This window comes from Microbacterium sp. Ru50, assembly GCF_002920555.1.
Classification (GTDB): Bacteria; Actinomycetota; Actinomycetes; order Actinomycetales; family Microbacteriaceae; genus Microbacterium; species Microbacterium arborescens.
This window is the reverse complement of the sequence record NZ_PQSV01000001.1, coordinates 1,756,140-1,782,611: the sequence shown is the minus strand read 5'-3', so window position 1 is coordinate 1,782,611 and position 26,472 is coordinate 1,756,140. Positions and strand designations below refer to the sequence as shown.

The 26,472-nt window shown below is 69.9% G+C and carries 22 protein-coding genes; 14 read left to right on the top strand and 8 right to left on the bottom strand.

Going from position 1 to position 26,472, the window contains the following annotated elements:
• Positions 1–27: 27 nt before the first annotated feature.
• On the top strand, positions 28–888 hold the full coding sequence (locus C3481_RS08350) for an NAD-dependent epimerase/dehydratase family protein (RefSeq protein ID WP_308457278.1): 861 nt from the start codon (positions 28–30) through the stop codon (positions 886–888).
• Between the two features lie 131 nt (positions 889–1,019).
• On the opposite strand, the gene C3481_RS08345 is transcribed toward C3481_RS08350, so the two are convergent.
• Entirely contained in the window at positions 1,020–1,739 is a 720-nt protein-coding gene (locus C3481_RS08345; protein WP_064955142.1) for an O-methyltransferase, read from the bottom strand.
• Positions 1,740–1,963: 224 nt separating this feature from the next.
• Between C3481_RS08345 and C3481_RS08340 the strand changes: the two genes are divergently transcribed.
• Genes C3481_RS08340 through C3481_RS08330 form a run of 3 tightly spaced genes read left to right on the top strand, consistent with a single transcriptional unit; the run spans position 1,964 to position 3,666 of the window.
• Positions 1,964–2,533: a GNAT family N-acetyltransferase gene (locus C3481_RS08340; protein WP_181021895.1), complete on the top strand. Its 570-nt coding sequence runs from the start codon at positions 1,964–1,966 to the stop codon at positions 2,531–2,533.
• Positions 2,534–2,590: 57 nt separating this feature from the next.
• On the top strand, positions 2,591–3,151 hold the full coding sequence (locus C3481_RS16420) for a hypothetical protein (protein ID WP_146053636.1): 561 nt from the start codon (positions 2,591–2,593) through the stop codon (positions 3,149–3,151).
• Positions 3,148–3,666 carry an RNA polymerase sigma factor gene (locus C3481_RS08330; RefSeq protein WP_023953031.1) on the top strand — a complete coding sequence of 173 codons (519 nt, stop codon included), beginning with the start codon at positions 3,148–3,150 and terminating at the stop codon, positions 3,664–3,666. The genes C3481_RS16420 and C3481_RS08330 overlap by 4 nt, the downstream gene beginning before the upstream one ends.
• A gap of 60 nt (positions 3,667–3,726) precedes the next feature.
• Here C3481_RS08330 and C3481_RS08325 read toward each other — a convergent pair whose 3' ends face one another.
• The gene (locus tag C3481_RS08325) at positions 3,727–4,734 is read right to left on the bottom strand and encodes a pirin family protein (RefSeq protein WP_258039056.1); all 1,008 of its coding nucleotides are present in this window, start codon (positions 4,732–4,734) and stop codon (positions 3,727–3,729) included.
• A complete protein-coding gene (locus C3481_RS08320) occupies positions 4,731–5,072 on the bottom strand; it encodes a GNAT family N-acetyltransferase (protein WP_023953027.1) in 342 nt (113 codons plus the stop codon). Before C3481_RS08320 ends, C3481_RS08325 begins: the two co-directional genes overlap by 4 nt.
• Before the next feature lie 128 nt (positions 5,073–5,200).
• On the opposite strand from C3481_RS08320, the gene C3481_RS08315 reads away from it, so the two are divergent.
• Genes C3481_RS08315 through C3481_RS08305 form a run of 3 tightly spaced genes read left to right on the top strand, consistent with a single transcriptional unit; the run spans position 5,201 to position 8,884 of the window.
• On the top strand, positions 5,201–7,456 hold the full coding sequence (locus tag C3481_RS08315) for a carbon starvation CstA family protein (RefSeq protein WP_103841600.1): 2,256 nt from the start codon (positions 5,201–5,203) through the stop codon (positions 7,454–7,456).
• Between the two features lie 3 nt (positions 7,457–7,459).
• The gene (locus C3481_RS08310; protein ID WP_023953025.1) at positions 7,460–7,666 is read left to right on the top strand and encodes a YbdD/YjiX family protein; all 207 of its coding nucleotides are present in this window, start codon (positions 7,460–7,462) and stop codon (positions 7,664–7,666) included.
• An 18-nt stretch (positions 7,667–7,684) separates the two neighbouring features.
• Positions 7,685–8,884, top strand: a complete 1,200-nt coding sequence (locus tag C3481_RS08305) for a glycoside hydrolase family 3 protein (RefSeq protein ID WP_181021894.1) — start codon at positions 7,685–7,687, stop codon at positions 8,882–8,884.
• A gap of 40 nt (positions 8,885–8,924) precedes the next feature.
• On the opposite strand, the gene gtfA is transcribed toward C3481_RS08305, so the two are convergent.
• The 5 genes from gtfA to C3481_RS08280 are packed head-to-tail and all read right to left on the bottom strand — an operon-like array spanning position 8,925 to position 14,539.
• Positions 8,925–10,403, bottom strand: a complete 1,479-nt coding sequence (gene gtfA / locus C3481_RS08300) for a sucrose phosphorylase (RefSeq protein WP_103841598.1) — start codon at positions 10,401–10,403, stop codon at positions 8,925–8,927.
• 25 nt (positions 10,404–10,428) lie between these two features.
• Positions 10,429–11,394: an alpha/beta hydrolase fold domain-containing protein gene (locus tag C3481_RS08295; protein WP_023953022.1), complete on the bottom strand. Its 966-nt coding sequence runs from the start codon at positions 11,392–11,394 to the stop codon at positions 10,429–10,431.
• Complete coding sequence (locus tag C3481_RS08290) at positions 11,391–12,215, bottom strand: carbohydrate ABC transporter permease (protein ID WP_064955134.1); 825 nt, start codon at positions 12,213–12,215, stop codon at positions 11,391–11,393. The genes C3481_RS08295 and C3481_RS08290 overlap by 4 nt, the downstream gene beginning before the upstream one ends.
• Positions 12,212–13,174 carry a carbohydrate ABC transporter permease gene (locus tag C3481_RS08285; protein ID WP_103841596.1) on the bottom strand — a complete coding sequence of 321 codons (963 nt, stop codon included), beginning with the start codon at positions 13,172–13,174 and terminating at the stop codon, positions 12,212–12,214. The genes C3481_RS08290 and C3481_RS08285 overlap by 4 nt, the downstream gene beginning before the upstream one ends.
• A gap of 9 nt (positions 13,175–13,183) precedes the next feature.
• On the bottom strand, positions 13,184–14,539 hold the full coding sequence (locus tag C3481_RS08280) for an ABC transporter substrate-binding protein (RefSeq protein ID WP_088379628.1): 1,356 nt from the start codon (positions 14,537–14,539) through the stop codon (positions 13,184–13,186).
• A gap of 134 nt (positions 14,540–14,673) precedes the next feature.
• Here C3481_RS08280 and C3481_RS08275 point away from each other — a divergent pair, with 134 nt between their 5' ends.
• From C3481_RS08275 to C3481_RS08245, 7 genes are all read left to right on the top strand, one after another.
• On the top strand, positions 14,674–15,762 hold the full coding sequence (locus tag C3481_RS08275; protein WP_103841594.1) for a LacI family DNA-binding transcriptional regulator: 1,089 nt from the start codon (positions 14,674–14,676) through the stop codon (positions 15,760–15,762).
• A 14-nt stretch (positions 15,763–15,776) separates the two neighbouring features.
• Positions 15,777–18,356, top strand: a complete 2,580-nt coding sequence (locus C3481_RS08270) for an RNA helicase (RefSeq protein ID WP_103841592.1) — start codon at positions 15,777–15,779, stop codon at positions 18,354–18,356.
• Between the two features lie 55 nt (positions 18,357–18,411).
• Positions 18,412–18,948 (top strand): DUF1697 domain-containing protein, encoded by a 537-nt coding sequence (locus C3481_RS08265; protein ID WP_103841590.1) that lies wholly within the window; start codon positions 18,412–18,414, stop codon positions 18,946–18,948.
• Positions 18,949–19,019: 71 nt separating this feature from the next.
• Positions 19,020–21,116, top strand: a complete 2,097-nt coding sequence (gene recQ / locus C3481_RS08260) for a DNA helicase RecQ (RefSeq protein WP_258039055.1) — start codon at positions 19,020–19,022, stop codon at positions 21,114–21,116.
• Between the two features lie 158 nt (positions 21,117–21,274).
• Complete coding sequence (locus C3481_RS08255; protein ID WP_023953010.1) at positions 21,275–23,395, top strand: acyl-CoA dehydrogenase; 2,121 nt, start codon at positions 21,275–21,277, stop codon at positions 23,393–23,395.
• Between the two features lie 59 nt (positions 23,396–23,454).
• Complete coding sequence (locus tag C3481_RS08250; RefSeq protein ID WP_023953008.1) at positions 23,455–24,102, top strand: DNA-3-methyladenine glycosylase I; 648 nt, start codon at positions 23,455–23,457, stop codon at positions 24,100–24,102.
• Complete coding sequence (locus C3481_RS08245; RefSeq protein WP_103841586.1) at positions 24,083–26,458, top strand: excinuclease ABC subunit UvrA; 2,376 nt, start codon at positions 24,083–24,085, stop codon at positions 26,456–26,458. The genes C3481_RS08250 and C3481_RS08245 overlap by 20 nt, the downstream gene beginning before the upstream one ends.
• The last annotated feature ends 14 nt before the right edge of the window (positions 26,459–26,472 follow it).

The following is a 26,472-nucleotide window of genomic DNA, read 5'->3' as shown; positions in this document are numbered from 1 at the left end:
TCAGTCGGTGCCTGTTGACTGGCGGGCATGAGACGGATCCTCGTGCTGGGCGGAACCGGATGGCTGGGGCGCGAGATCGCGCGACGGGCGCACGAGAGCGGAGCCGAGGTGGTCTGCCTGGCGCGCGGCGAGTCGGGACCGGCGCCGGATGGTGTGCGACTCGTGCGCGCCGACCGATCGCTCGCCGGGGCTTACGAGGGTCTCGGGGGTGAATGGGATGATGTTGTCGAGCTCGCCTCCGAGCCGCAGCTCGTCGAGTCCGCTCTGAAGGCGCTCGCGGCCCGAGCGGCGCACTGGACTCTCGTCTCGACCGTGTCGGTATACGCGGACAACAGCACGCCCGGCGCCGACGAAACGGCGCAGCTGGTCGACCCGCAGAACCTCGCCGAGTATCCCGACGCGAAAGTGGCCGCCGAACGGGCCTCCGCGGCGGAGCTCGGTGACCGCTTGCTCATCGCCCGACCCGGTTTGATCGCGGGTCCGGGTGATCCGAGCGACCGCCTCGGCTACTGGCCGGCGCGGCTGCATCGCGGTGGCAACGTGCTCGCTCCGATGATGAGTCAGCGATTCGTCCAGTTCATCGACGTCGAGGACCTCGCGGACTGGATCGTCAGCGCGGGCGCGGCCGGGATCGCCGGCGTCGTCAATGCCGTCGGTGAGGTTCACACCATGGAGGACTTCTTTCGTGCGCACGGTCGGTCGCCGGGTTCGACGGCGAACTCATCACGGTTGACGACGAAGAGCTCCTCGCTCTCGACGTGCATTATTGGGCCGGCCCCCGGTCTCTCCCGTTATGGCTGCCGATCGAGGCCGCGGGCTTTGCCCAGCGAGCGGGAAGCGCCTTCGTTGCCACAGGAGGTCGGTCGCGACCGCTCGCTGACACCCTGACCCGTGTGCTCACGGACGAGATCTCGCGCGGGCTCGACCGGCCCCGGCGCTCCGGGCTGACAAGGGACGAGGAGCAGGAGGTCCTCGCCGCGGTCCGCTAGTCGCCCAGCTCCGCGGCTGCGGGACAGGGATCAGGTCCGACGGGCGATGATCAGCCCGTCCCAGCCTTTCACGCCGACGGTTTGCAGCGCCGTGGCTGTCAGATCGTCTCGTGCGGCGATGGCGTCGACGACGTCTCGCACACCGATCACGCGGGGATCGTCCGAGCCCGCGTCAGCGACGGCACCGTCGCGCACGACGTTGTCGATGATGATGACCGCGCCGGGACCCGTGAGCTCGAGAGCAGCCTGCAAGTACAGAGGGTTGCTGGGCTTATCCGCATCGATGAACACCAGGTCGAATGGTTCGGTGCCTTCACTGATGAGTCGTTCGGCGGAATCCGCGGCCGAGCCCTCGACGAGCTCGATCCGGTCGGCGAGGCCCGCTCGCTCGAAGTTCTCTCGTGCAACCTCCGCGTTGGCCGGCTCGAGCTCGAAGGTGACGACCTTCCCTTCCGGGCCGACAGCACGGGCGAACCAGATCGTCGAGTAGCCAGCGAGGGTGCCGAATTCGAGGACTCGTCGAGCGCCGGAGAGCTGGGTGATGAGCCCGAGGAGCGCGCCCTGGTTGGCGGCGACCTCGGCGTTCGGCATCGTCGTGCGTTCGCCGGATTGGCGTGCGGATGCGAGTGCGTCGTCCTCGCGTACGAGCGCGTCGGTGAAGTAATCGTCTACGGCCCGCCAGGCCGGGGCGGACGCATAGCGGTTGGCGGGCGCTGTGGAATCGACATCGGTGCTCGGCGGGTGCGTCATGCTCTTCATCCTCCCACCGAGGCTGGTCGGTCCTCGCCTCCGTCCGTCGGTCGCCCGAGGAATGAGCCCGGGCTGGAGCATCGACATCGGTAGCCTGCGACGAGAGGCGGATTCGTGTCAGTGTCTCGAGGGTGAGCGGCCGGCGGGTACGGCGGCCAGTGAGGACGATCATGACGAGTGCCTGGGTAGACCGATGGGTCACGGGGTGGTGCAATTCGCGGCAGATGCAACGATGCCGCGATGGCGACAGCTGGCTCGTGGAGGTCGGGGCAGACGGCCGTTCCCAGGAACGCGTCGCGTCGACGGCGTCGCTGACAGAGATCGACCGCCTGGTCGCCGTGACGAGCGAGCCCGATGTGAGGCCGACTCTCATCGGCGAACTCGACGCGTCGATGCATGACGCTGTCGCTGTTCTCGATCCCGCGAACACGAGCGAATGCATGATGAGCGCGCGTATCCAGCCGGGCATCGTGCCGACCGAGGTCGAAATCGAGCAGGACGGGCCGGTGGCTTACGCCCGGATCCATATGGACGGCGAGCTGGCCGCTCACGGGCAGGTCGCCGTGGCTGCCAGCGACGCGGTGTTCGATCGCATCAGGACGATGTCGGCATTTCAACGCCGAGGGCTCGGGCGCCTGATCATGACCGGCCTCGCCGCCTGGGCGGCCGAGCAGCGGGCGACGACGGGAATCCTCGTGGCGAGCGCCGACGGACGCAAGCTTTACGAGAGCCTCGGATGGTCTCAGGTCGCGCCTATCGCGATGTTCCGCGGACGGGGTGATGAGCGAGGCTGACCACGCGGCTCCTTCACGACCTCTCGCTGTCGTGCAACGTTCGGCCGAGGTCCGGCCATGTACGTGGTGAGCACCGAGGAGGACTCCATGGACACATCGATTGATGACCTGTTGCGGGCAAGTGCCCCGCGCCGCGTATCAACGGACGGAATGGTTGCAGCTGAAGTAGATCGCGTCGGGATCGCAGCGCGCGTTCATGCCGTGCGCCGGCGGCGTGTCCGCCGGCTGTCGTGGGTCGCTTTGCCGGTGCTCGCCTTGCCGGGAATCGCACTCGCGTCCACAGCCGGCACCGATCCGCGAATGATTCCCGACTTCGAGATTCCCGTCTCGTACGTCACCGACACCGGTCGTGAGATCTCTTGCTCGATCGAGCTCTTCAACGGCGAACTCGACTACGTCGAAACGAACACCGAGGCCGTCGAGTACATCGCGGCTCAGAACTGGGATGGTGTCGGACAGAAGATCTACGAGAGGGCTTTGGAGCGCGATGCCGCTGGTCTTTTCTCGCCGTGGTTCGGAGCGGCGGACGATGTGATCTTCGCCGGGGTTGACGACTACATCCTTCCGGGCGACGGCGGGCTCGGCCGAGACACCGACTGCACGGGACAGCTGCATTGACGGGCGCATCTGAGCCCGCGCCGACGAACGACCAGCGCGTCGCCCAGCTCGTGAAGGATCACGCCGGTGCGCTCCTGGACTACTTCGTCCGGCGTGTGCCCGATCGCGAAGATGCCGCAGACCTCTTGGGAGAAACCCTCGTCGTCGTGTGGCGTAAGGCGCGGTCGGTCCCCTCCGAGGCCGTCGAAGCCCGGATGTGGATGTTCGGTATCGCTCGCCGCGTTCTTTCTCAAGGCCGGCGGTCGCATGCACGTCGGCATGCGCTCGCGAACAAGCTCGCACGACACCTCGCGGAGTTGCCCCGGACCGAGGAGCAGGATCATGCCGCCGATGTGCGCGCTGCGATCACCCAGCTCCAGGTGATCGATCAGGAGATCATCCGCCTCGTCTACTGGGATGGATTCACGCTGGTGGAGGCCGCGCGGCACCTGGGAATGAATGCCGCCACGGTTCGCAGTCGACACGCGAGAGCGAGGTCGCTGCTGCAGACGCTCCTTCACACCGAACGCGTCTGACGGGCCACGTCGGGTCGGGGGCGTGGCTCGAACCGGGCCACGCCTCCATCAGCGGATGGGTCAGAGCCGGCGGCGGCGGGGCGTCAGCCGCACGTGCGGGAGCGGCGGCGCGGGGATGCGCTCGTCGCCGTGGCCCGTGACGTGGCCGAATCGATCGGATGCCGCTTCCCACTCCTCGCGGGCGGCCTCGATCTCGTCGTGGCTGCGGCCGACGAAGTTCCACCACATGACGATCTCGTCGCCGAAGGGCTCGCCGCCCAGGAGGAAGACCGTCGCATCCTCGTCGCCGGCGGTCAGGCGGGTGCCGCGACGACCGTCACCGAGGTAGAGCAGGGCGCCGGGTGCGACGGCATCCTGCGTCTCGGCGTCCGCGCCTGCCTCGGCCGCCTCATCCGTCCCCTCCACACGAACCGATCCGAAGACCGGCACGACGGCGTACTCCCACGCGGTCTCGAGGGGCAGGTCGACGATCGCCCCGGCGGGCAGTCGGAGCTCCGCGCCGACGATCGGCGTATGCATCGTCGCGGGCGAGACGGCGCCGGCGAGCTCACCCACGACGACGGTCGCCGTGGCCCCGCCGCCGAGGTCGAGCTCGGGCAGGTCGTCGTGACGCTCGAAGTCGGGAGCGCCGTGGCGGCGCTCCTCGGGGAGGGCCACCCACAGCTGCAGCGCGTCGAGCGGGATCGGCTCGTCGCCGACCGAGTACTCGGAGTGGGCGATGCCGGCACCGCTGGTCATGATGTTCAGCGCGCCGCGCTCGATGACGACGTCGCTGCCGAGGGTGTCGCGGTGGTGCACCTCACCGGCGAGCGGCCAGGTGACGGTCTGCAGTCCGATGTGCGGATGCGGCTCGACGCGCATGCGCGTGCGCTGCGGGCCGAACCGGTCGAGAAAGCACCAGGCGCCGACGAGCGGCAGATCGCGCTGCGGCAGGAAGCGGTGCACCGACATCGCGCGCACGCCTCCGAGCGGAACCTCGCGCGCCTCGAGCAGCGCGCGCCGGGGACCCGGCGATCCCGCCCCCGGGTCTTCGTCGACGGGCGCCGTCTCGGCGTCGAAGCGGGTCACGCCGACGGTTCCGCCGGGGCAGCGGCGTCGACGGCATCCTCGTCGCGCCACGCGATCTTCAGGCCGGGAACCTCGTTCTCACGAAGGAACTTCACGATGAACGGGCACTCGGGAACGACGGTCTCGCCACGTCGCGCGACGTCGGCGAGCGCATCGGCGGCCAGCGCCTTGCCGAGGCCGCGCCCGCCGAAGGCCTTGTCGACCTCGGTGTGATCGAACACCAGGCGTCCCTCGTCGTCGCGCCGGAAAGCGGCGAAACCGGCGGCCACGTCGCCGACGTGGAGGTCGTAGCGGTCCTGCTCGTCGTTGCGGATCACGGTGGGGGTCTCGTCGGTCATGGTGATCTCCTCTCGATCACCTCCACGGTAAGGCCGGTCGAGACCATTACGACCGAATACCGGGAATGCCTCGGAGCATCCGCCTAAGCTGGGAAAACGCAATGAAGCGCCTTCCCCCAGGAGAACCGATGCCTCGATCCTCGTCCGACATCGTCACCGATCCGAAACTGCCGCCGGTCGCCGTCTCCGACGAGCAGCACCGCGCCGCCGCGCGCTGGACGCCGTTGAAGGTCGTGATCTGGATCGCGATCGCCCTGCTCGGCGGACTCGCCTGGGTCATGCTCGCCGTCGTCCGCGGCGAGACGGTCAATGCGATCTGGTTCGTGTTCGCCGCCGTCTGCACCTACCTCATCGGGTACCGCTTCTACTCCAAGGTGATCGAGCGCTACCTGCTGCGCCCCGACGACCGGCGCGCGACCCCGGCCGAGGTCAAGCAGGACGGCAAGGACTACGTCCCCACCGACCGCCGTGTGCTCTACGGCCACCACTTCGCGGCCATCGCCGGGGCCGGTCCGCTCGTCGGCCCGGTGCTCGCAGCACAGATGGGGTTCCTCCCCGGGACGATCTGGATCATCGTCGGCGTCGTCGTCGCGGGCGCCGTGCAGGACTACACCGTGCTCTTCTTCTCGATGCGCCGCGGTGGCCGGACGATCGGTCAGATGGCCCGGCAGGAGCTCGGGCGCATCGGCGGCACCGCCGCGATCGTGGCATCCCTGCTCATCATGCTGATCATCGTCGCGATCCTCGCGCTCGTCGTCGTGAACGCGCTCGGCGAGAGCCCGTGGGGCGTCTTCTCGGTGTCGATGACGATCCCGATCGCCCTCTTCATGGGCGTCTATCTGCGCTACCTCCGGCCCGGCAAGGTCACCGAGGTCTCGATCATCGGGTTCGTGCTGCTGATGGGCGCGATCATCGCCGGAGGCTGGGTCGCCGACACGGCCTGGGGTCAGGAGATCTTCCACCTCGACCGCACCGTCATCGCGTGGGGCATCATCATCTACGGCTTCGTCGCCGCGGTGCTGCCGGTGTGGCTGCTGCTCGCTCCCCGCGACTACCTGTCGACCTTCATGAAGATCGGCGTGATCGTCATGCTCGCCGGGGCGATCGTGCTCGTCCGACCCGAGATCTCGGTGCCGGCGGTCACGATCTTCGGTGAGAACGGACTCGGCCCGGTGTTCGCCGGCCCGCTCTTCCCGTTCCTGTTCGTCACGATCGCCTGCGGCGCGCTCTCGGGCTTCCACGCGCTCATCGCTTCGGGTACGACACCGAAGCTCGTCGAGAAGGAGCGCCAGACGCGCTTCATCGGATACGGCGGCATGCTCATGGAGTCGTTCGTCGCGATCATGGCGCTCGTTGCCGCGATCTCGATCGACCAGGGCATCTACTTCGCGATGAACGCGCCCTCGGCGGCGACCGGGGGCACCGTCGAGGGCGCGGTCGCCTTCGTCAACTCGCTCGGTCTCACCGGGGTCGAGATCACGCCCGATCTGCTGATCTCGACCGCGGCCGACGTCGGCGAGGAGTCGATCGTCTCGCGCACCGGCGGCGCGCCGACCCTCGCCCTCGGGCTCGCGCACATCATGCAGCAGGCCCTCGGCGGCCAGGCCATGATGTCGTTCTGGTACCACTTCGCGATCATGTTCGAGGCGCTGTTCATCCTCACCGCGGTGGATGCCGGAACCCGCGTCGCCCGCTTCATGCTGCAGGACTCCATCGGCGCCTGGATCCCGCGATTCCGCGACGTGTCGTGGCGTCCGGGCGTGTGGATCACGACGGCGATCATGGTCGCCGGGTGGGGCGCCATCCTGATCCTCGGCGTCACCGACCCGCTCGGCGGCATCAACACCTTCTTCCCGCTGTTCGGCATCGCCAACCAGCTGCTCGCGGCGATCGCGCTCGCCGTCGTGCTCGCGATCGTCGCGAAGCGCGGACGCTCGTACGTGAAGTGGATCTGGATCATCGCCGTGCCGCTCGCCTTCACCGCGGTCGTGACGATCACCGCTTCGGCGTACAAGATCTTCTCGCCGGTGCCCGCGATCGGCTACTGGGCGAACCACTTCCGCTACCGCGACGCCCTCGCCTCAGGAGACGAGAGCCTGGGGCCGGTGGCGACGGTGGAGGCGGTCATCCGCAACACCGGTGTGCAGGGCACGCTGTCGATCGTCTTCGTGGTCCTCGCGATCATCGTGATCGTCTCGGCCGTCGTCGTCGCCGTCCGGGCGATCGTGCGGGGTGGGGGAGACGAGACCGAGGACCCCGCCGTCCCGTCCCGCCGCTTCGCGCCTGCCGGCTTCATCCCCACCGGCCCCGAGCGCGAGCTCGAGAAGGAGTGGGAGCCGCTGCTCGCCGAGGAGCGGGCCGAGACCGCGCGCCGGGGGCACTGACCGATGGTGCAGAGCGCCGGTCGGGCCGTCCTCCGCGTCGCCCGCGCGGTGCACTGGTACGTCACCTCGCTCATGGGCGACAACGCCTACGCGACGTACCTGGCGCACCAGCGCCGGACGCACCCCGACACCCAACCCCTCACCGAGCGGCAGTTCTGGCGCCAGCGCATGGACGACCAGGACCGCAACCCCGGTGCGCGCTGCTGCTGACCGGGTGACCATGGAAGGGTGACCCGCACTCCCTCCTCCTCGCGCGCCGCCCGTTCTGCGTTCGCCGCCGCCCTGGTCGGGGTGCTGGCGTTCGCCGCCGGCTGCGCCCCCGAGCCCGGACCGGCCGACCCGACGGCGTCCGCCCCGAGCCCGACCGCAACGGGTCCGGCACCCCCGACACCCACAGCCTCGCCTGGCCGGGCGGCGGCCCTCGGGCTGGAGGGCTGCGTCGGGCAGGTGCTCATGGTGGGGACGCCCGTCGACACGGTCTCGTCGGATGCCGCAGCGGCGATCCGCGACCGCGGCGTCGGCGGACTGTTCCTCCATGGCCGCTCGAGCTCGGGCGTCGAGGCCACGGCGGCTCTCGTCGCGCAGTTCCGCGACCTTGCGCCGGAGGGCTCGCCGAAGCTCTGGGTCGCGACCGATCAGGAGGGCGGCGAGGTGCAGGTGCTGAGCGGACCCGGATTCGACGAGATGCCCTACGCCGTCCGGCAGGCCGATCTCGGCCCCGACGCGCTCCGCGCCGCGGCCACCACGTGGGGCGCTCAGCTGGCGGCAGCGGGCATCGATGTCAATCTCGCCCCCGTCGCCGACATCGTCACGAGCGCCGACACCCGATTGGACAACCCGCCCATCGGAGCGCTCGGACGGCAGTACGGCTACGACGAGCAGACCGTCGCCGCGGGCGCCGGGGCATTCGCCGACGGGATGCGCGCATCGGGCGTGCTGCCGACCTTCAAGCACTTCCCGGGGCTCGGGCGGGTGGATGCCAACACCGATTACACCGCCGAGGTTCTCGACACGGTGGTCTCGGCGGAATCGCCGGATGTCGACGTGTACCGGGCGCTCACGGCATCCGGTCCGTCGATCGTGATGGTCGGCACCGCGCGGTACCAGAACATCGATCCCGACCACCCGGCCGCGTTCTCTTCGGCGGTGCTCGACCTGCTGCGCGATCGGGTCGGCTTCGACGGTGTCGTCATCACCGACGATCTGTCGGCCGCGGCCGCCGCGGAGATCGTCGCCCCCGGCGATCGGGCCGTCGAGGCGCTGTCGGCGGGGGTCGACATCGTGCTCGCGTCGGCCGATCCGACGGTGCTCCCCGCGATGTACGACGCGGTGCTCTCGCGGGCCGAGTCCGACGCGGCCTTCGCCGAGCGCGTCGACGAGTCGTGCGGCCGAGTGCTGGCCGCGAAGGATGCCGGCACGGCCGGCTGATGCTGCGGGTGAGGCGGTCGCCCGCCCCACCCGCCTCGGCTCAGTTCCCGGTGAGACGCGCGTGCGACCAGGTGCTCGTCGCCGAGCCTTCGGCCGCCGTCAGCTGGAACGACGCGTCGCCCAGGTCGAAGCCGAGCGTGACCGACGCGTCGGCGGCATCCCACCGCAGCTCACCGCGCGTGTCTCGCAGGTCGTGCGAGAACGTCCCGGCGAAGGCGGGGTGGGTCGCGCGCAGGCGAAGCGCGTCGAGCTGGAGTCCGACGACCGGTCGCGCGAGCGCGGCATCGATCTCGTCGGGGGTGTAGTGGTGCCGGTTGACGTCGCGGCCGACGCCGGTCGCCTTCAGCAGATCCATGTCGTTCTCGCCGGCGAGGAGCCCGACGTAATACACCTGCGGGATGCCCGGGGTCATGATCTGCAGCAGCCGCGCGAGCGCGTAGCGCCGGTCGTCGCGCCCGAGAGCATCGTAGAACGTGCAGTTGACCTGGTACAGATCCAGGTTCGATGCCGCCGCCCCGGTCGCCTGCCGACTGGTGCCGCCGCTCGCGTCGTGGATCGCCTCGACGAGGGCGTCGATCTGCTCGGGCTCGAGCAGGCCGGGTTCGCCGGGGGCGAGGTCGCTCACACCGACGTCGATGATGCCGATGCCGTCGTGGGTGTCGAGGACCGTGATCGAGTTCGCGGGACGGATCTCGAGCCAGCGCGCGAGCGGGCGCGCGTCGTGCGCGTGGAGCGCGTGCAGCACGAGGGGCGGCAGCGCGAAGTCGTAGACGTAGTCGACCGTCCGCGCGATCGCGATCTGCTGCGTGTGGTGGCCGTGGATCTCGAGCAGCACCTGGGCGCCTCGATCGTGGGCGAGCTCGAGGATGCGCTGCGTGTAGCGCTCGGTCGCCGCCGTCATGAAGCAGCTGGTGCCGGCCTCCTTGCCCGTGTAGCCGACGGCGTCGAGCCGGAGCATCGAGGTGCCGCCCGCGACGAGCGCGTCGATGACCGCCGTCAGGTACTCCCAGGCGGCGTCGGTGCGGAGATCGATGTCGATCTGCTCCGACGTGAACGTCGTCCACACCAGCCGCAAGCGGTCGCCGAGGACGATGGCGGTGAAGGGGAGCCCCGGGCGGGGGCGGTAGATGCGGGTGAGGTCGGCCTCGGTGACGCCGTCCGGGAAGACGGAGTCGAGCGTGAGGAACATCGGCGCGAACGGCGATGCGTCGCCGCGTCGGCGGACGTCGGCGAAGGCCGCCGAGTCGGCCGAGACGTGGTTGACGATGAGGTCGCTCATGACCGTGTGGGTCTCGCTCAGCGCGCGGACGTCGTCCCACGTGCCCAGACGCGGATCGATGGAGGCGTGGTCGACCGGATCGAAGCCGGCGTCTGCACCGTCGAACGGGGTGAAGTAGGGCAGCAGGTGCACGCCGCCGAAGGCGCCGGACAGCCGGGTCGCGAGCAGATCGCGGATGCCGGTGACGGTGCCGCCGAGACGGTCGACGTAGGTGATGAGCTGGGGGGAATCGGGGTTCATGGGTTCTGGGGGTTCTTCCGAGGGGTCAGATGCGGTGGAGCAGGCGGCGCAGCCACTCTTCGCGGGCACGTCGGGCGTCGCGCGCGAGGACGGTCCACGGCGCGAGGAAGTCGAACGCGTGCGCTCCGCCGGGCCAGACGTGCAGCTCGGCGTCGCCGCCGTCGGCCCACATCCGTCGCGCGAAGGCGACGCACTCGTCGCGGAACGTCTCTGCCGAGCCGACGTCGATGAAGGTCGGCGGCAGCCCCGCGAGCGAGTCGGCCACGGCCGGCGACGCGTACGGCGGGACGCCGCCCTCGACATCGGCCAGATAGGCGGCCCAGGCGGTCGCGTTGGCGTCGCGGTCCCACGAACCGTGGCCCGCCATCTGCCGTGCCGATTCCGAGTCGGAGCGGTGGTCGAGCATGGGGCACAGCAGCACGAGCCCCGCGATACGCGGACCGCCGTGATCGCGAGCGAACAGGGCCGTCGCCGCGGCGAGGCCGCCCCCGGCGCTGACCCCCGCGACGATGATGCGGTCGCCGTCCAGGGCGGCGGGGGCGTCTGGCCCGGCCAGCCAGCGGAGAGCGGCAGCGGCATCCTCGAGCGCTGCGGGGTACGGGTGCTCGGGGGCGAGCCGGTACTCCACCGAGACGATCGCGCAGCCGGTGCGCTCGGCGAGCTCGGCCGTGGCCGGCATGTCCGAGTCGGCGTTCCCCGCGATCAGCCCGCCTCCGTGCAGGTGCAGGATGACGGGCGCCGGACGGCGCACGACGGCGGGCGTGTAGACGACGACGCCCACCGGCGGGTCGTCCTCACGCCACCCGGGGACGAGCAGCTCGTCGCGCTCGAAGGCGCCGTGCGCGGTGAGCTCGGCGAGCGGAGCCGCGACCCCGGACGCGCGCACGCGCGGGATCTCGTCGCTGCTCATCGACACGACCACGAGGTCGTCGAACTCGGCGAGAGCGCGGGCGACGGCGTCGTCGAAGGGCGGCCGTGCGACATCCGTCATCCCTTCACCGCCCCCTGCAGCAGAGCCGCCACGAACTGACGCTGGAAGATGAGGAACACCAGGAGCGTCGGCAGCAGGATCAGGATCGACCCGGCGCACAGCAGCGGGATGTCGGTGCCCCACTGACCCTGGAACGCGCCGAGCGCGCCGGCCATCGTGCGCTTGGTCGGGTCGTCGACGAGGACGATCGCGAGCAGGAACTGGTTCCAGGTCCACAAGAACAGCAGGATCGCCAGCGATGAGATCGCCGGGCCCGACAGGGGGACGTGGATGCGCCAGAACAGCTGCCACGTCGTGGCGCCGTCGATGCGCGCCGCCTCGGTGAGCTCGTGCGGCATGTTCACGAAGTGCGCCCGCATCCACATCACGGCGAACGGCATGAACAGGCCGATCAGCGGCAGCACGATCGCCAGCTGGGTGTTGAGGAGGCCGTATCCCTTCATCTGGTAGTAGATCGGCACGATGATGCCCTCGAAGGGCAGCGTCAGGCCGAGGACGAACAGCACGAAGATCGCACGGGCGAACGGCACGCGCAGGTGGCCCAGGGCGAACCCGGCCAGCGTCGCGATGACGAGCGAGATCGGCACGACGCCGAGCTCGATGAGGGCGCTCGACCCGAGCATCTTGAGCATGTCGGCCGACTGGAACGCGAGCGCGAAGTTGTCCCAGTGCGGGGTCTCGGGCCACGACAGGCCCTTGGGGTAGGTGCCGGGCTCGTGGAGTGCGGTGACGAAGAGGGTGATGAACGGGATGATCGTGAACGCCATCACCACGATGAGGACGATGCGGCCCGTCCAGGCCTCGACGGCGGAGGTTCTCATGCGTCTTTCTCGCTTCCGCGCGTGATGCGGTTCAGGGGCAGGACGATCACCAGGACGAGCACCGTCAGCACGACGGCGAGGGCCGACGCCTGTCCGACCTCGCGCTGGAAGAACGCGAGGTAGTAGATCTCGAGACCGGGCACGGTGGTCGAGCCGCCGGGACCGCCCTGCGTGGAGATGTAGATGATGTCGAAGCTGCGGAGGGCGTTGATCACCGTGATGAGGATCGCGACGCCGAGCTCCTGGCGCACCGCGGGCAGCGTCACGGTGAAGAACTCGCGGATCGGACCCGCACCGTCGATGCGGACGGCTTCGTAGAGCGCCGGGTCGATCTTGGTCATGCCCGACAGCATGAGAAGCATGCAGAGCCCGAGCGAGACCCACGCTCCGATGACGCCGACGGCGGGGAGGGCGGTGTCGAAGTCGCCGAGCCACGCGCGCGTGACGCCGCCCAATCCCACCAGGCGCAGGGCCTGGTTGACCAGGCCGTCGGCGGCGAGCAGCCAGGTCCACATGATGCCGGCCGCGACGAGGGGGATCACCTGCGGCAGGAACAGGACGGTGCGCGAGATGCCGGCCAGACGGCTGCCGCCGAGCCTGCGGATCAGGGCGGCCGAGACGAGTCCGAGAATGACCGGCACGATCGAGAAGTACAGGATGAGCTTCAGCGCGTTGACGATCGGCACGAGCAGCGTCGAATCGGTGAAGATCCGGATGTAGTTGTCGAAGCCCGCCCACGTCGCGGTGGTGATGCCGTCCCAGTCGTAGAACGAGTACTGGACGGTCGAGCCGAGGGGGATGAGTACGAACATCGCGTAGGCGATGAGCGCGGGGGCGATCAGGGCGAGACCGATCGACCTCTCGCGCAGACGCCGCGTGGTGACGCGGCGCCTGCGCGGCCGAGAGGCCGACGAGTCCCGGTTTGCCCGGCGATCGCCGAGCTGTCCGGTGACGGTCATCGGGACGGCCTACTCCTTCTTCTGGCTGAGGTAGTCGGACTGCACCTTGGTCAGCAGGCCGTCGGCGGTCTGCTTCCCGGCGAACAGCTCCTGGAGGTTCGGCGTCAGCGTCTTGGCGTAGATCGACCCGGTCGCGTTGGCGATGAAGTCCATCGAGCCGTTGTTCGCCGAGAGGTCGGCGCCGGCGGCGAGGGTCTCGGCGGTGACGCTGCCCTCGGCGATCTCGGGCATGAAGGCGTCGGCCGGGCCCATGGGGTGCGAACCGCCGGACTCGACGGCGATGGTGCGTGCCGTCTCGTTGGTCGCGACCCAGTCGAAGAAGAAAGCCGCGCAGTCGGGCTCGTCGGCGTAGGCCGAGACGCCGTACGTCGTCGGCGCCGACATCGCGCCGACCTGGCCGCCGGCCTCGACCGGGGGCATGAGGAAGAAGCCGACGTTGTCGGGCATCTGCGCGTCGAGGTTGCCCGACTCCCAGTCGCCGTTGAAGATGAAGACGCTCTCGCCGCCGATGAAGCGGCTCATCATCTGCGAGTAGTCCATCGAGTTGATGTCGGGAGCGAAGTAGCCGGCGTCGATCCAGCCTTTCAGGTGCTCGGCCGCCTCGAGGTTCTCGGGGGTGTCGATCGTGGCGTCGTCCTTGAGGAAGATCCAGTCGTTGATCTTGCTGGGCTCACCGTACGAGGCCATGAGCGCCTGCAGCGGGAAGGCGAGGCCGCCGGTCGCGCCGCCGTTGAACTGCGCGACGGGCGTGAGCCCGGCATCCTTGGCCGCCTGCAGGTAGCCGTCGAGCTCGGCGAGGGTCGCGGGCGGCTCGGTCATGCCGGCCTGCGCAGCGAGGGTCTTGTTGTAGAAGACACCCGTCACCGAGTAGTTGATGCCCATGCCGTACAGCGGCCCGTCGCCGCGCTGTCCGTTCTCGTCGACGCGCAGCTGCTCGAGCTGCGAGGAGGGCCACTGGTCCCAGCCGTAGGCCTCGGCGTAGGGATCGAGGTCGTAGAGCAGGTCGCTGTCGACCAGGTCGACGATCGTGGGGAGACGCATGATGTCCGGCGGGGAGTCGACCAGCACACGGGGCGCGTTCTGTGTGATGACGGCGAACTGGTCTTCGCGCAGGTTCACCGTGACGTTCGGGAACTGCTTCTCGAACTCGGTGGCGAGGTCGCTGAAGACCGGGAAGCCCGTCTCGACGTAAGCGTCGAGGGTGACGTCCTCCGTTCCGCAGGTCGTCTGGATCGGACCGCCGGATGCCGCGCCTTCGCCGGCGGGGGCGGCGCTCGGCGGAGCACAGGCCGAAAGGGTGACCGCGACGGCGAAGCCGGTCGCCGCGGTGGTGAGAACACGTCGTCGCATTCGTGTCGACATCATCGTCTACCTTCTGTGGGTGGTGGAGGGGCAGGTGCTGCTAACACGAAATAGCACCTGGGCTAAAACGTACTAGCCAGTGGCGGTTCTTCGCAATCGCGGCATACTGAAGCTGCACCGGAGCGAGAGGGGGAGAGATGAACCGCAAGCGCGTCACGCTGGCACAGGTCGCCGCGGAGGCCGGGGTCGCGGCATCGACGGCATCCCTCGTCCTCGCCGGACGCGGCAGCGAGCTGCGCCTCTCGCAGGCGCTCCAGGAGCGGGTGCGAGAGGCCGCCGAGCGGCTGGGGTACCGTCCCAACGCCGTCTCGGTCGGGCTCCGCACGGGCAGCACCCGCACCCTCGCCTTCATCTCCGACTCGGTCGCCTCGTCGCGACTGGCCGGAGAGATGATCAAGGGCGCCATCGACGCCGCCCGTGCCCGCGGTTTCCTCGTGTTCGTCGGCGAGACCGGCGGCGACGTCCAGCTCGAGCGGCAGCTGCTCAACGCCATGTTCGACCGGCAGGTCGACGGCCTGGTCCTGGCTTCGATGATCACCCACCGCCGGGCGCTGCCTCCCGAGGCGACACGCACTCCCGCCGTTCTGCTCAACCTCGAGGTCGACGGCGCGACGGATGTTCCGCGGGTGCTTCCCGACGAGTACGCCGCCGGTCGCGAGGCGGTCGGTCACCTGCTCGAGCGCGGGCTCCGCGACATCCACCTGATCGGTGCCGGGCCGACAGAAGACGACGCGCCGCCGTTCTCCCTCGGCGCGCAGCAGCGACTGCACGGCATCCTCGACGCGCTGCGGGATGCCGGACTCGAGCCGGCATCCGGAAGTCCCGTCATCCAGTGGCTGCCGCCCGAGGGCTTCCGGCTGACCTCGCAGCTGCTCGACGGGGGAGTCGTGCCGCAGGCGCTGATCTGCTTCAACGACCGCCTGGCGATGGGCGCGTATCAGGCGCTCGGCGAGCGAGGCCTCGCGGTGCCCGACGACGTGTCGGTCGTCTCGTTCGACGACGTCTCGTTCGCCCAGTGGCTGCGTCCGGGGCTCACGACCTTCGCGCTGCCCCACCGTGCGATGGGCAAGCGAGCCGTCGAGCTTCTCATCGACCGGGTCGAGGCGGCGAAGGATGACACCGGTGCGGGCGACGCGGCGGTCGCGCCGTCGCTTCTGCCGATGCCGCTGCGTGTCCGGGCATCCGTGCGAGAGGTCGACGCGGCGGCCGCCGTTCCGCGGGCGTAGGGCAGACTCGAGGGATGACCTCCGCGCCGCTGCTCGACCTCATCGGCCCGGATCCCTCCGACGACGCGATCTACGACGCCTTCACCTCCTGGGCGGAGGGACGTGGGCTCACGCTCTATCCGGCACAGGACGAGGCGGTCATCGAGCTCGTCTCGGGGGCCAACGTGGTGCTGGCCACGCCCACCGGCACGGGCAAGTCGCTCGTCGCGGTGGCCGCGCACGCGGCATCCGTCTCCCGCGGCGGGCGCACGTACTACACGGCTCCGATCAAGGCGCTCGTGAGCGAGAAGTTCTTCGCCCTCGTCGAGATCTTCGGGGCCGAGCGAGTCGGCATGGTGACGGGCGACTCGTCGGTCAACCCCGAGGCGCCGATCATCTGCTGCACGGCCGAGATCCTCGCCAACCTCGCGTTGCGCGAGGGCGCCGACGCCGACGTCGACCAGGTGGTCATGGACGAGTTCCACTTCTACGGCGACCCCGATCGCGGCTGGGCGTGGCAGGTGCCGCTGCTGACCCTGCCGCGCGCGCAGTTCCTGCTCATGTCGGCCACGCTCGGCGACGTCACCGACCTCGCCGACGACCTCTCGCGTCGCACGGGCCGGCGGACGGCCCTGGTCACCGGTGTCGAGCGTCCGGTGCCGCTGCACTTCTCGTACGAGCGGCGCCCCGTGCACGACGTGCTCGAGCGGCTGCTGGAGGAGCGCGAGACCCCGGTCTACATCGTGCACTTCTCGCAGGCCGCCGCGCTCGAGCGCGCGCAGGCGCTGTCGAGCGTGAAGATCACGACGCGCGAGCAGCGGGATGCCATCGCCGAGGCGATCGGCGGATTCCGCTTCACGACCGGCTTCGGCAAGACCCTGTCGCGCCTCGTGCGGGCGGGCATCGGCGTGCACCACGCCGGGATGCTGCCGCGGTACCGGCGTCTCGTCGAGACGCTCGCCCAGCGCGGGCTGCTCAAGGTCATCTGCGGCACCGACACGCTCGGGGTGGGCATCAACGTCCCGATCCGCACCGTCGTGATCACGGCGCTGTCGAAGTACGACGGGACCCGGATGCGGCAGCTCACCGCCCGCGAGTTCCATCAGGTCGCGGGGCGTGCGGGACGCGCCGGCTTCGACCCGCACGGGAACGTCGTCGTCATGGCGCCGGAGTGGGAAATCGAGAACGCCGTCGCCCTCGCGAAGGCCGGAGACGACCCCGCCAAGCGCAAGAAGATCGTGCGCAAGAAGGCTCCGACCGGCGTCGTCAACTGGGGCGAGGGCTCGTTCGAGCGGCTCGTCGAGGCGCTGCCCGAGCCGCTCACGCCGCAGCTGCAGCTGTCGGCCGCGATGCTGCTCAACGTCATCGGTCGCGGGGGCGACGTGTTCGGCAACGTCCGCTCGCTCGTCTTCGACAACCACGAACCCCGCGCCCGGCAGTACGCCCTGGCCCGCCGGGCCCTGGCGATCTTCCGCACCCTGGTGGCCGCCGGCATCGTCGAGGTCGTGCGCCCCGCGTCGGTGGCTCTTGCCGTCGACTCGCCACAGAATGCGGATGCGAGGCGTGCGGCATCCGCGGTTTCTGGCGAGTCGACAATCAGACTCACGGTCGATCTACAGCCCAACTTCGCGCTCAACCAGCCGCTGTCGCCGTTCGCGCTCGCGGCGATCGAGCTGCTGTCCCCGGATGACGCCGAGACCGGCACCGGCCACTATGCGCTCGATGTCGTGAGCGTGATCGAGGCGACGCTCGACGACCCGCGCGCGATCCTGTCACAGCAGGAGTACAAGGCGCGCGGCGAGGCGGTCGGCGCGATGAAGCGCGACGGCATCGAGTACGACGAGCGGATGGCGCTGCTCGAGGAGATCACCTGGCCCAAGCCCCTCGCCGACCTCCTCGCCCAGGCGTTCGAGACCTTCGCGTCGAGCCAGCCGTGGGTGCGCGACTTCGAGCTGTCGCCGAAGTCGGTCGTGCGCGACATGTTCGAGCGGGCGATGTCGTTCGGCGAGTTCGTGTCGTTCTACCAACTGGGGCGCAGCGAGGGCCTCGTGCTGCGCTACCTCAGCGACGCGTACCGCGCGATCCGCCAGACCGTGCCGGCCGAGGCGCGGACCGACGACCTGATGGACCTCATCGAGTGGCTGGGGGAGCTCGTGCGGCAGGTCGACTCCAGCCTCGTCGACGAGTGGGAGTCGCTCGCGCACCCGACCGACGACCCCGACGCTCCCGTCGTGCCGCCCGCGCCGCCCTCGGTGCTGACGAACCGGCGCGCGTTCACGGTGCTGGTGCGCAACGAGATGTTCCGCCGGGTTCAGCTCGCCGCGCTGCAGGACGATGAAGCGCTCGAAGCCCTCGACGCCGAAGTCGACTGGCCGGAGGTGCTCGACCGGTACTACGACGAGCACGACGAGATCCTCACCGGTGGTGCCGCGCGCTCGCCGTCGCTCTGCGTCATCGACGAGTCCGCGGCCCGCGACGGCATCTGGCGCGTCGAGCAGATCATCGACGACCCCGCCGGAGACCACGATTGGCGCATCCGGGCCGAGGTCGACCTCGAGCAGTCCGTCGAAGCCGGCACGGCCGTCGTGCGCGTGGCCGAGGTCATCCGCCTCTGAGCTCGGCCCGGCCGCGCCGTGACCGGATGTCGCAGGCCCCGGGCATGATGAGGGCGTGGCCACACATCTCGGGTTCCTGCGGGCGATCAACCTCGGCGCGACGCGCGTCTTCCCGAAGGACGACATCCGCCGGGTCACCGAGGCCGCCGGCTTCGAGAAGGTCGTCACGCACATCAACACCGGCAACATCCGCTTCGACACGCGCATGCGATCCCGCGCGAAGCTCGAGCAGACCCTCGAGCGGGCTTACGCGGCCGATCGGGGCTTCGACGTCCCGACGATCACGTTCCGAGCCGACGAGTTCGCCGCGCTCGCCGCCGAGGCGCTCGCCGTGAGCGAGGCGAACCCGGGCCTGGCCCGCCATTACGTGTACCTGCTCAAGGACGAGCTCGACCCCGACACCGCCGCCCGGGTCGCGTCCCTCGCGACTGCCGCCGGGCGCATGCTCGTGCGCGGCCGCGCCGTCCACGCGCTGCTCGAGCCCGGATACCAGGACGGCACCGTCGATCCGCTCGGCGCGGCGAAACTCCTCGGCGTCGCGACCAACCGCAACCTCAACGTCGTCGCGACACTCGCCGAACGATGGTGCTGACGACAGACGCGACGACTCCGCCTGTGAACGCGCGGAGCAGGATGTCGGATGCCGCGGCTATCGTGAATCGGGTGAGTCGAGAGCAGCAGTCCTGGGATGCCGATCCCTACGCCGACCTCGACTGGAACCCCGACGAGTTCGCTCCGCCCGAGGATTTCGACGCACCGCCGCCGCCCGAGTTCGACGGTTACGGCGCTGCCGTCGCCCGCGCCACCCGCGACCGCGCCGCCGCCCCGGCGTCGAGCGCCTTCGCGACCTCGGCCCGCAGCACCGTGAGCCCGGCCCGCACCGCAGCCGCGCCTCCGACGGCGGCCCCCGCCGCCGTCCTCTCCCTCGCGCGCCGCGACTTCGCCGGCGCCGACCCCCGCGCCGTGCTCAAGGAGGTCTTCGGCTACGACGACTTCCGCGGCGACCAGGGCGACATCGTCTCGCACGTCACCGGCGGCGGGGATGCCGTCGTGCTCATGCCCACCGGCGGCGGCAAGTCGATCACCTACCAGGTTCCCGCGCTCGTGCGTCCCGGAACCGGACTCGTCGTCAGCCCGCTCATCGCGCTCATGCACGATCAGGTCGATGCCCTGATCGCCAACGGCGTGCGGGCGGCCTATCTGAACTCCACGCAGTCTCCGGGCGAGCGCGCGGGCGTCGAGCAGGCCTATCTCGCGGGCGAGCTCGACCTGCTCTACGTCGCCCCCGAGCGGCTGAGCGTGCCGCAGACGACGCAGCTGCTCCAGCGAGGCGCCCTGAGCGTCATCGCGATCGACGAAGCGCACTGCGTCTCGCAGTGGGGCCATGACTTCCGCCCCGACTACCTCGCCCTCGGCGACCTCGACGAGCGGTTCCCCGGGGTGCCGCGGATGGCGCTCACCGCCACCGCGACCCGCGCGACCCACCAGGAACTCACCGAGCGGCTGCGCCTGCCGCAGGCGCGTCACTTCGTCGCGAGCTTCGACCGGCCCAACATCCAGTACCGCATCGAGCCGAAGGTCGACCCGCGGCGGCAGCTCGTCACGTTCATCCGCTCGATGCCCGAGGGGTCGGCCGGCATCGTGTACGCGCTCAGCCGCAAGTCGGTCGAGCAGACCGCCGACTACCTCGCCGCGCAGGGGCTCGACGCGCTGCCGTATCACGCCGGGCTGCCGGCCGAGATGCGGGCGAAGCACCAGTCGCGGTTCCTCCGCGAAGACGGTGTCGTCATGGTCGCGACGATCGCTTTCGGGATGGGCATCGACAAGCCCGACGTGCGATTCGTCGCCCATATCGATCTGCCGAAGTCCGTCGAGGGCTACTACCAGGAGACCGGACGCGCGGGACGCGACGGCGAAGCGTCGATCGCCTGGATGGCCTACGGCCTGGGGGATGTCGTGCAGCAGCGGCGCCTCATCGATCAGAGCCCCGGCGACCGCACGTTCAAGATGCGCATGGGGCAGCACCTCGACGCGATGCTCGCCCTGTGCGAGACGGTCGCCTGCCGCCGCCAGAACCTGCTCGGCTACTTCGGCCAGGACTCCGAGCCGTGCGGCAACTGCGACACCTGCCTCACCCCGCCCGACACCTGGGACGGACTGATCCCGGCGCAGAAACTGCTCTCGACGATCGTGCGGCTGCAGCGCGAGCGCAACCAGTCGTTCGGCGCCGGCCACCTCGTCGACATCCTGCGCGGGGCCTCCACCGAGCGCATCCGCCAGCAGCGTCATGACGAGCTGGCGACGTACGGCCTCGGGGCCGACCTGTCCGACCAGGACTGGCGCAGCGTCATCCGGCAGCTGCTCGCCCGCGGGATCCTCGTCGCCCGCGGTGAGTACGGCGTGCTCGCGGTCGGCGACGCCGGCGCACCGGTGCTCAAGGGCGAGGTCGGCGTTCCCCTTCGGCGCGACGTGCTCGGACGGGGGCAGAACAGCGGCGGCTCTCGCGTCCGCAAGGCGGCCGCGGCCGAGCAGGTCGCCGAGGGCGACCGCGACCTCTTCGAGGCCCTGCGGGCGTGGCGGGCCGAGCAGGCTCGCGAGCAGGGCGTGCCGGCATACATCGTGTTCGGCGACGCGACGTTGCGCGCTCTCGCCGATCGCCGCCCCCGCACGTCGGCCGACCTCGAGGGCATCACCGGCATCGGGGCGAAGAAGCGCGAGGCCTACGGCGACGCGGTGCTCGCCGTCGTGGCATCGCACTGACGCACATCCCACCGACGACCGGATGTCGCGGTCGCACAATGCGGGTCGCCGACGTACCGGCATCCCGTTGTGGTGATCGACCAACCCGCTTGGTGAGGTGTTGTGGAAGTCCTACCGTGAGTATCGACTCCGATCCTTCCGACGTCGAAAGGCACGCGATGACCGACGCCGCTGTTCGTCCCCACAAGCCCGCAACCGCCGACCGCACCCCGGCCGGGGGCGCCCCGACCGCGCCCCACACCGCGGCGGAGGCGCATGAGCCCCGCATCGACATCGACGCGGTCACCGACATGCTGCTCGGAACGTGGGCGGCGACGCGTCGCGAGGCGCGCGAGATGATCAAGGACCCGGTGTTCTGGCAGATCCCGGGCGAGCCGATGGCCGAGCACCGTGAACGCGTGCTCAAGCAGCTCCACCTGCTCGTCGAGCGCGGCGCCTCAGGCCGTGGCTACCCGAAGGAGTACGGCGGCGACGGCGACAACGGCGCGAACCTCGCCGGTTTCCAGGAGCTCGTCCTGGCCGACCCCAGCCTGCAGATCAAGTCGGGTGTCCAGTGGGGTCTCTTCGGCTCCGCCATCCACCAGCTGGGCACGAAGCCGCATCACGACGCGTGGCTGCGCGATGCGATGGAGATGCGCCTGCCGGGCGCGTTCGCGATGACCGAGACCGGGCACGGATCGGATGTCGCGGCCATCGGCACGACGGCCACGTACGACCCCGAGACCGAGGAGTTCGTGATCCACACGCCGTTCCGCGGCGCGTGGAAGGACTACCTGGGCAACGCCGCCGTCCACGGCAAGGCGGCGACCCTGTTCGCTCAGCTCATCACGGGTGGCGTGAACTACGGCGTCCACTGCTTCTTCGTGCCGCTCCGCGACGACGAGGGCAACTTCCTGCCCGGGGTCGGTGGTGAGGACGACGGCGTCAAGGGCGGGCTCAACGGCATCGACAACGGCCGGCTGCACTTCGACCACGTGCGCATCCCGCGCACGAACCTGCTCAATCGCTACGGCGACGTCGCGCCCGACGGCACCTACAGCTCCGACATCCCCAGCCCCGGCCGCCGGTTCTTCACAATGCTCGGGGCACTCGTGCAGGGTCGCGTGTCGCTCGACGGCTCCGCCACGACGGCCTCGGCACTGGCGGAGTACATCGCCGTGACGTACGCGAACCAGCGCCGGCAGTTCGACTCGGGTGCCGGCACCGAAGAGGTCACCCTGCTCGATTACGGCCGGCACCAGCGGCGCCTGCTGCCGCGGATCGCGCAGACCTACGCGCAGTACTTCTCGCACGACGAGCTGCTGCAGGCATTTGACGGCGTGTTCTCGGGCCGCACCGACACCCCGGAGGGGCGCGAGAACCTCGAGACCCTCGCCGCGGCGCTCAAGCCGCTGTCGACGTGGAACGCTCTGGACACGATCCAGGAATGCCGCGAGGCATGCGGCGGTCAAGGGTTCCTCGCCGAGAACCGCATGGTCGACCTGCACCACGACCTCGATGTCTTCGCCACCTTCGAGGGCGACAACAACGTGCTCCTCCAGCTGGTGGGCAAGCGCCTGCTCAGCGACTACGCGAAGCAGTTCAAGGGAGCCGACGCGAAGGCCCTCGCCAAGTTCGCCGCGGTCTCGACCGCCGAGCGCGTCTTCCACGGCGCCGGCCTCCGGCGACTCGGTCAGTCGGTCGCCGACTTCGGTCAGACAGCGCGATCGGTCGAGCTCGGGCTGCGGGCCGAACAGCAGCACGAGCTGCTGACGGGCCGCGTCGAGCAGATGATCGCCGATATCGCGGCCGCCCTCCGGCCCGCGTCGAAGATGTCGCAGCAGGATGCCGCCGCCGTCTTCAACCAGCACCAGTCGGAGCTGATCGAGGCGGCTCGTGCCCACGGCGAGCTGCTGCAGTGGGAGGCCTTCGCGCAGGGTGTCGAGCGGGTCGACGACGAGGGCACGCGCCAGGTGCTCGTGTGGCTGCGCGACCTCTTCGGCCTGACCCTAATCGAGCGGCACCTCGCCTGGTACCTCATCCACGGTCGCCTCTCGACCCAGCGCGCGGCCGCCGTGACGAGCTACATCGACCGGCTGTGCGCTCGGCTCCGCCCGCACGCCCAAGACCTCGTCGACGCCTTCGGGTTCGCCCCCGAGCACGTCCGGGCGCCCATCGCATCGGGCGCCGAGGCCGAGCGGCAGCGTGAAGCGCGCGAGTACTTCGCAGAGCTCGCCGCGTCGGGCAGCGCCCCGGTCTCGGAGAAGACGCTCGCGAAGTCTGCCAAGCGAGGGTCCTGATCGGATGCCGCCCCGCCGATCGCCCGAGGGATGTCGGCGGGGCTCGCTAGCCTGACGGGATGGTGCACGACCTCATCACCGGACCCGACGGCCTCGCTCGCTGCGGCTGGGTGGGGGATGACGCCGAGTACCGGCGCTACCACGACGAGGAGTGGGGGCGCCCGCTCCACGGCGATCGCGCACTGTTCGAGAAGCTGAGCCTCGAGGGGTTCCAAGCGGGACTGAGCTGGATCACGATCCTCCGCAAACGCCCCCGTTTCCGCGAGGTGTTCGCGGGGTTCGAGCCGGCGCGGGTCGCCGCATTCGGATCGACCGAGATCGCAGCGCTGATGGCGGATGCCGGCATCATCCGCAATAGGGCGAAGATCGAGGCCACCATCTCGAACGCGAGGCTGCTGCTCGACGTCGCCGACGGCGAGTTCGACGAGCTGATGTGGTCTTTCGCGCCCGCCGTGCCGCGGCCCCGTCCGGCGACACTCGCCGAGGTGCCGGCGGTGACGGCCGAGTCGGAGGCGATGAGCAAGGCCCTGCGCCGCCGCGGCTTCCGATTCGTCGGGCCGACGACGATGTACGCGCTCATGCAGTCGGCCGGCATGGTCGACGACCACGTCGTCGGATGCCATCGAGCTCTCGCCTCGCACGCCGTCGAGCCCCACAATGGGGAGGTCCGCACCGAGAGGATGTCCGATGGCCGCCGCATCCGCTGAGAACGCCGCCGATTCGCACGAGGTCATCCGCGTGCGCGGCGCCCGCGAGAACAACCTGGACGGCGTCGATGTCGACGTCCCGAAGCGACGCCTCACCGTCTTCACCGGGGTGAGCGGCTCGGGCAAGTCGTCGCTCGTGTTCGGCACGATCGCCGCCGAGTCCCGGCGGCTGATCAACGAGACCTATCCGACGTTCGTCCAGCAGTTCATGGCGCAGATCGCACGGCCCGAGGTCGACGCGCTCGAGAACATCAGCCCCGCGATCATCGTCGACCAGGAGCGGATGGGAGCGAACGCCCGCTCGACCGTGGGCACGGCGACCGACGTGCACGCCATGCTGCGCGTGCTGTTCAGCCGCATCGGCGAACCGTTCGTCGGCTCACCGCAGGCCTTCTCGTTCAATGTCCCGTCGGTGTCGGGGGCGGGCGAGATCACGGTCGCGGTCGGAGGCGACGCGGGCCGGGCGGAACGACGCTCCTTTCAGGTGACGGGCGGCATGTGTCCCGACTGCGAGGGCCTCGGCGAGGTCAGCGACATCGACATCGACGAACTGGTCGACCGGTCGAAGTCGCTCAACGAAGGGGCCATCCGCGTTCCCGGATACAGCGCCGACGGCTGGATGGTGCGCGGGTACAGCGAGTCGGGGCTGCTCGACCCCGACAAGCCCGTCGCCGACTACACGGATGCCGAACTCGCGGACTTCCTCTACAAAGAGCCGACCAAGATCAAGATCCAGAGCATCAACATGACCTACGAGGGGCTCGTGCCCCGCGTCACGAAGTCGATGCTGCAGAAGGATCGCGACGCGTTGCAGCCGCATGTGCGGGCCTTCGTCGAGCGCGCGGTGAAGTTCATGCCCTGTCCGGCATGCGATGGAACGAGGCTCAACGCCGGCGCGCGGTCGGCGAAGATCGCCGGGGCGAGCATCGCCGACGCCGCGGCCATGCAGATCACCGACCTCGCCGCGTGGCTCGCATCGATCGACGCGCCGGGTGTCGAGCCGCTGCTCGCGGGGTTGCGCGGCACCGTGCAGTCCTTCATCGACATCGGGCTGGGATACCTCTCGCTCGATCGGTCGTCGGGCACCCTGTCGGGCGGCGAGGCTCAACGGACGAAGATGATCCGGCATCTCGGATCGAGCCTGACCGACGTCACCTACGTCTTCGACGAGCCCACGGCAGGACTGCACCCGCACGACATCCAGCGGATGAACGACCTGCTGCGCGGCCTGCGCGACAAAGGCAACACGGTGCTCGTCGTCGAGCACAAGCCGGAGGTCATCGAGATCGCCGATCACGTCATCGACCTCGGGCCGGGCGCGGGTCGCCACGGCGGGCGGGTCCAGTTCACGGGAACGGTCGCCGAGCTGCGGGCCTCCGACACGCTGACCGGCCGGCACCTCGATCACCGGGCGCAGCTGAAGCCAGCGGTGCGCTCGGCCTCCGGCGTCCTCGAGATCCGAGGCGCGACCGCCAACAACCTCAGGTCGGTCGACGTCGACATCCCCCTCGGGGCCCTCACCGTCGTCACCGGGGTGGCCGGCTCGGGCAAGTCGTCGCTCATCCACGGCAGCCTCGCGGGGCGGGAGGGGGTCGTCGTCGTCGATCAGTCGCCCATTCGCGGCAATCGCCGCAGCAGCCCGGCGACCTACACGGGACTGCTCGATCCGATCCGCTCGGCGTTCGCGAAGGCGAACGGGGTCAAGCCGGCTCTCTTCAGCGCCAACTCGCAGGGTGCGTGCCCGGCCTGCAAGGGACTCGGCGTCATCGTGACGAAGCTCGGGATCACCGCGTCCGTCGAGACGGAGTGCGACGTCTGCCGGGGATCGGGGTTCAGCCCCGAGGTGCTTCGGTACACCCTCGACGGGCGCACCATCGCGGACATGCTCGCGCTGAGCGCGGCGGAGGCCGCGGAGGCGTTGCCGGCGCGCGTGGCGGGCGGCATCCTCTCGCGTCTCATCGACGTGGGCCTCGGGTACATCACGCTGGGGCAGGCGCTCAGCACGCTCTCCGGCGGCGAGCGGCAGCGGTTGAAGCTCGCCATCTCGATGGCGACGTCCGGCTCGGTCTACATCCTCGACGAGCCCACGACGGGCCTGCACCTGGCAGACGTCGACAACCTTCTCGCGCTGCTCGACCGCCTCGTCGACGCCGGGAACTCCGTCATCGTCATCGAGCACCACCAGGCGCTCATGGCGCACGCCGATCACATCATCGACATCGGTCCCGGCGCCGGGCGGGACGGCGGGCGGATCGTGTTCGAGGGGTCGCCCGCCGACCTCGTCGCCGGTGGCGACACCCTCACGGCCGACCATCTGCGCCGGTACGTCGGGACGGGCGCGGGGTCGGACCGATGATGCACACCTTCGAG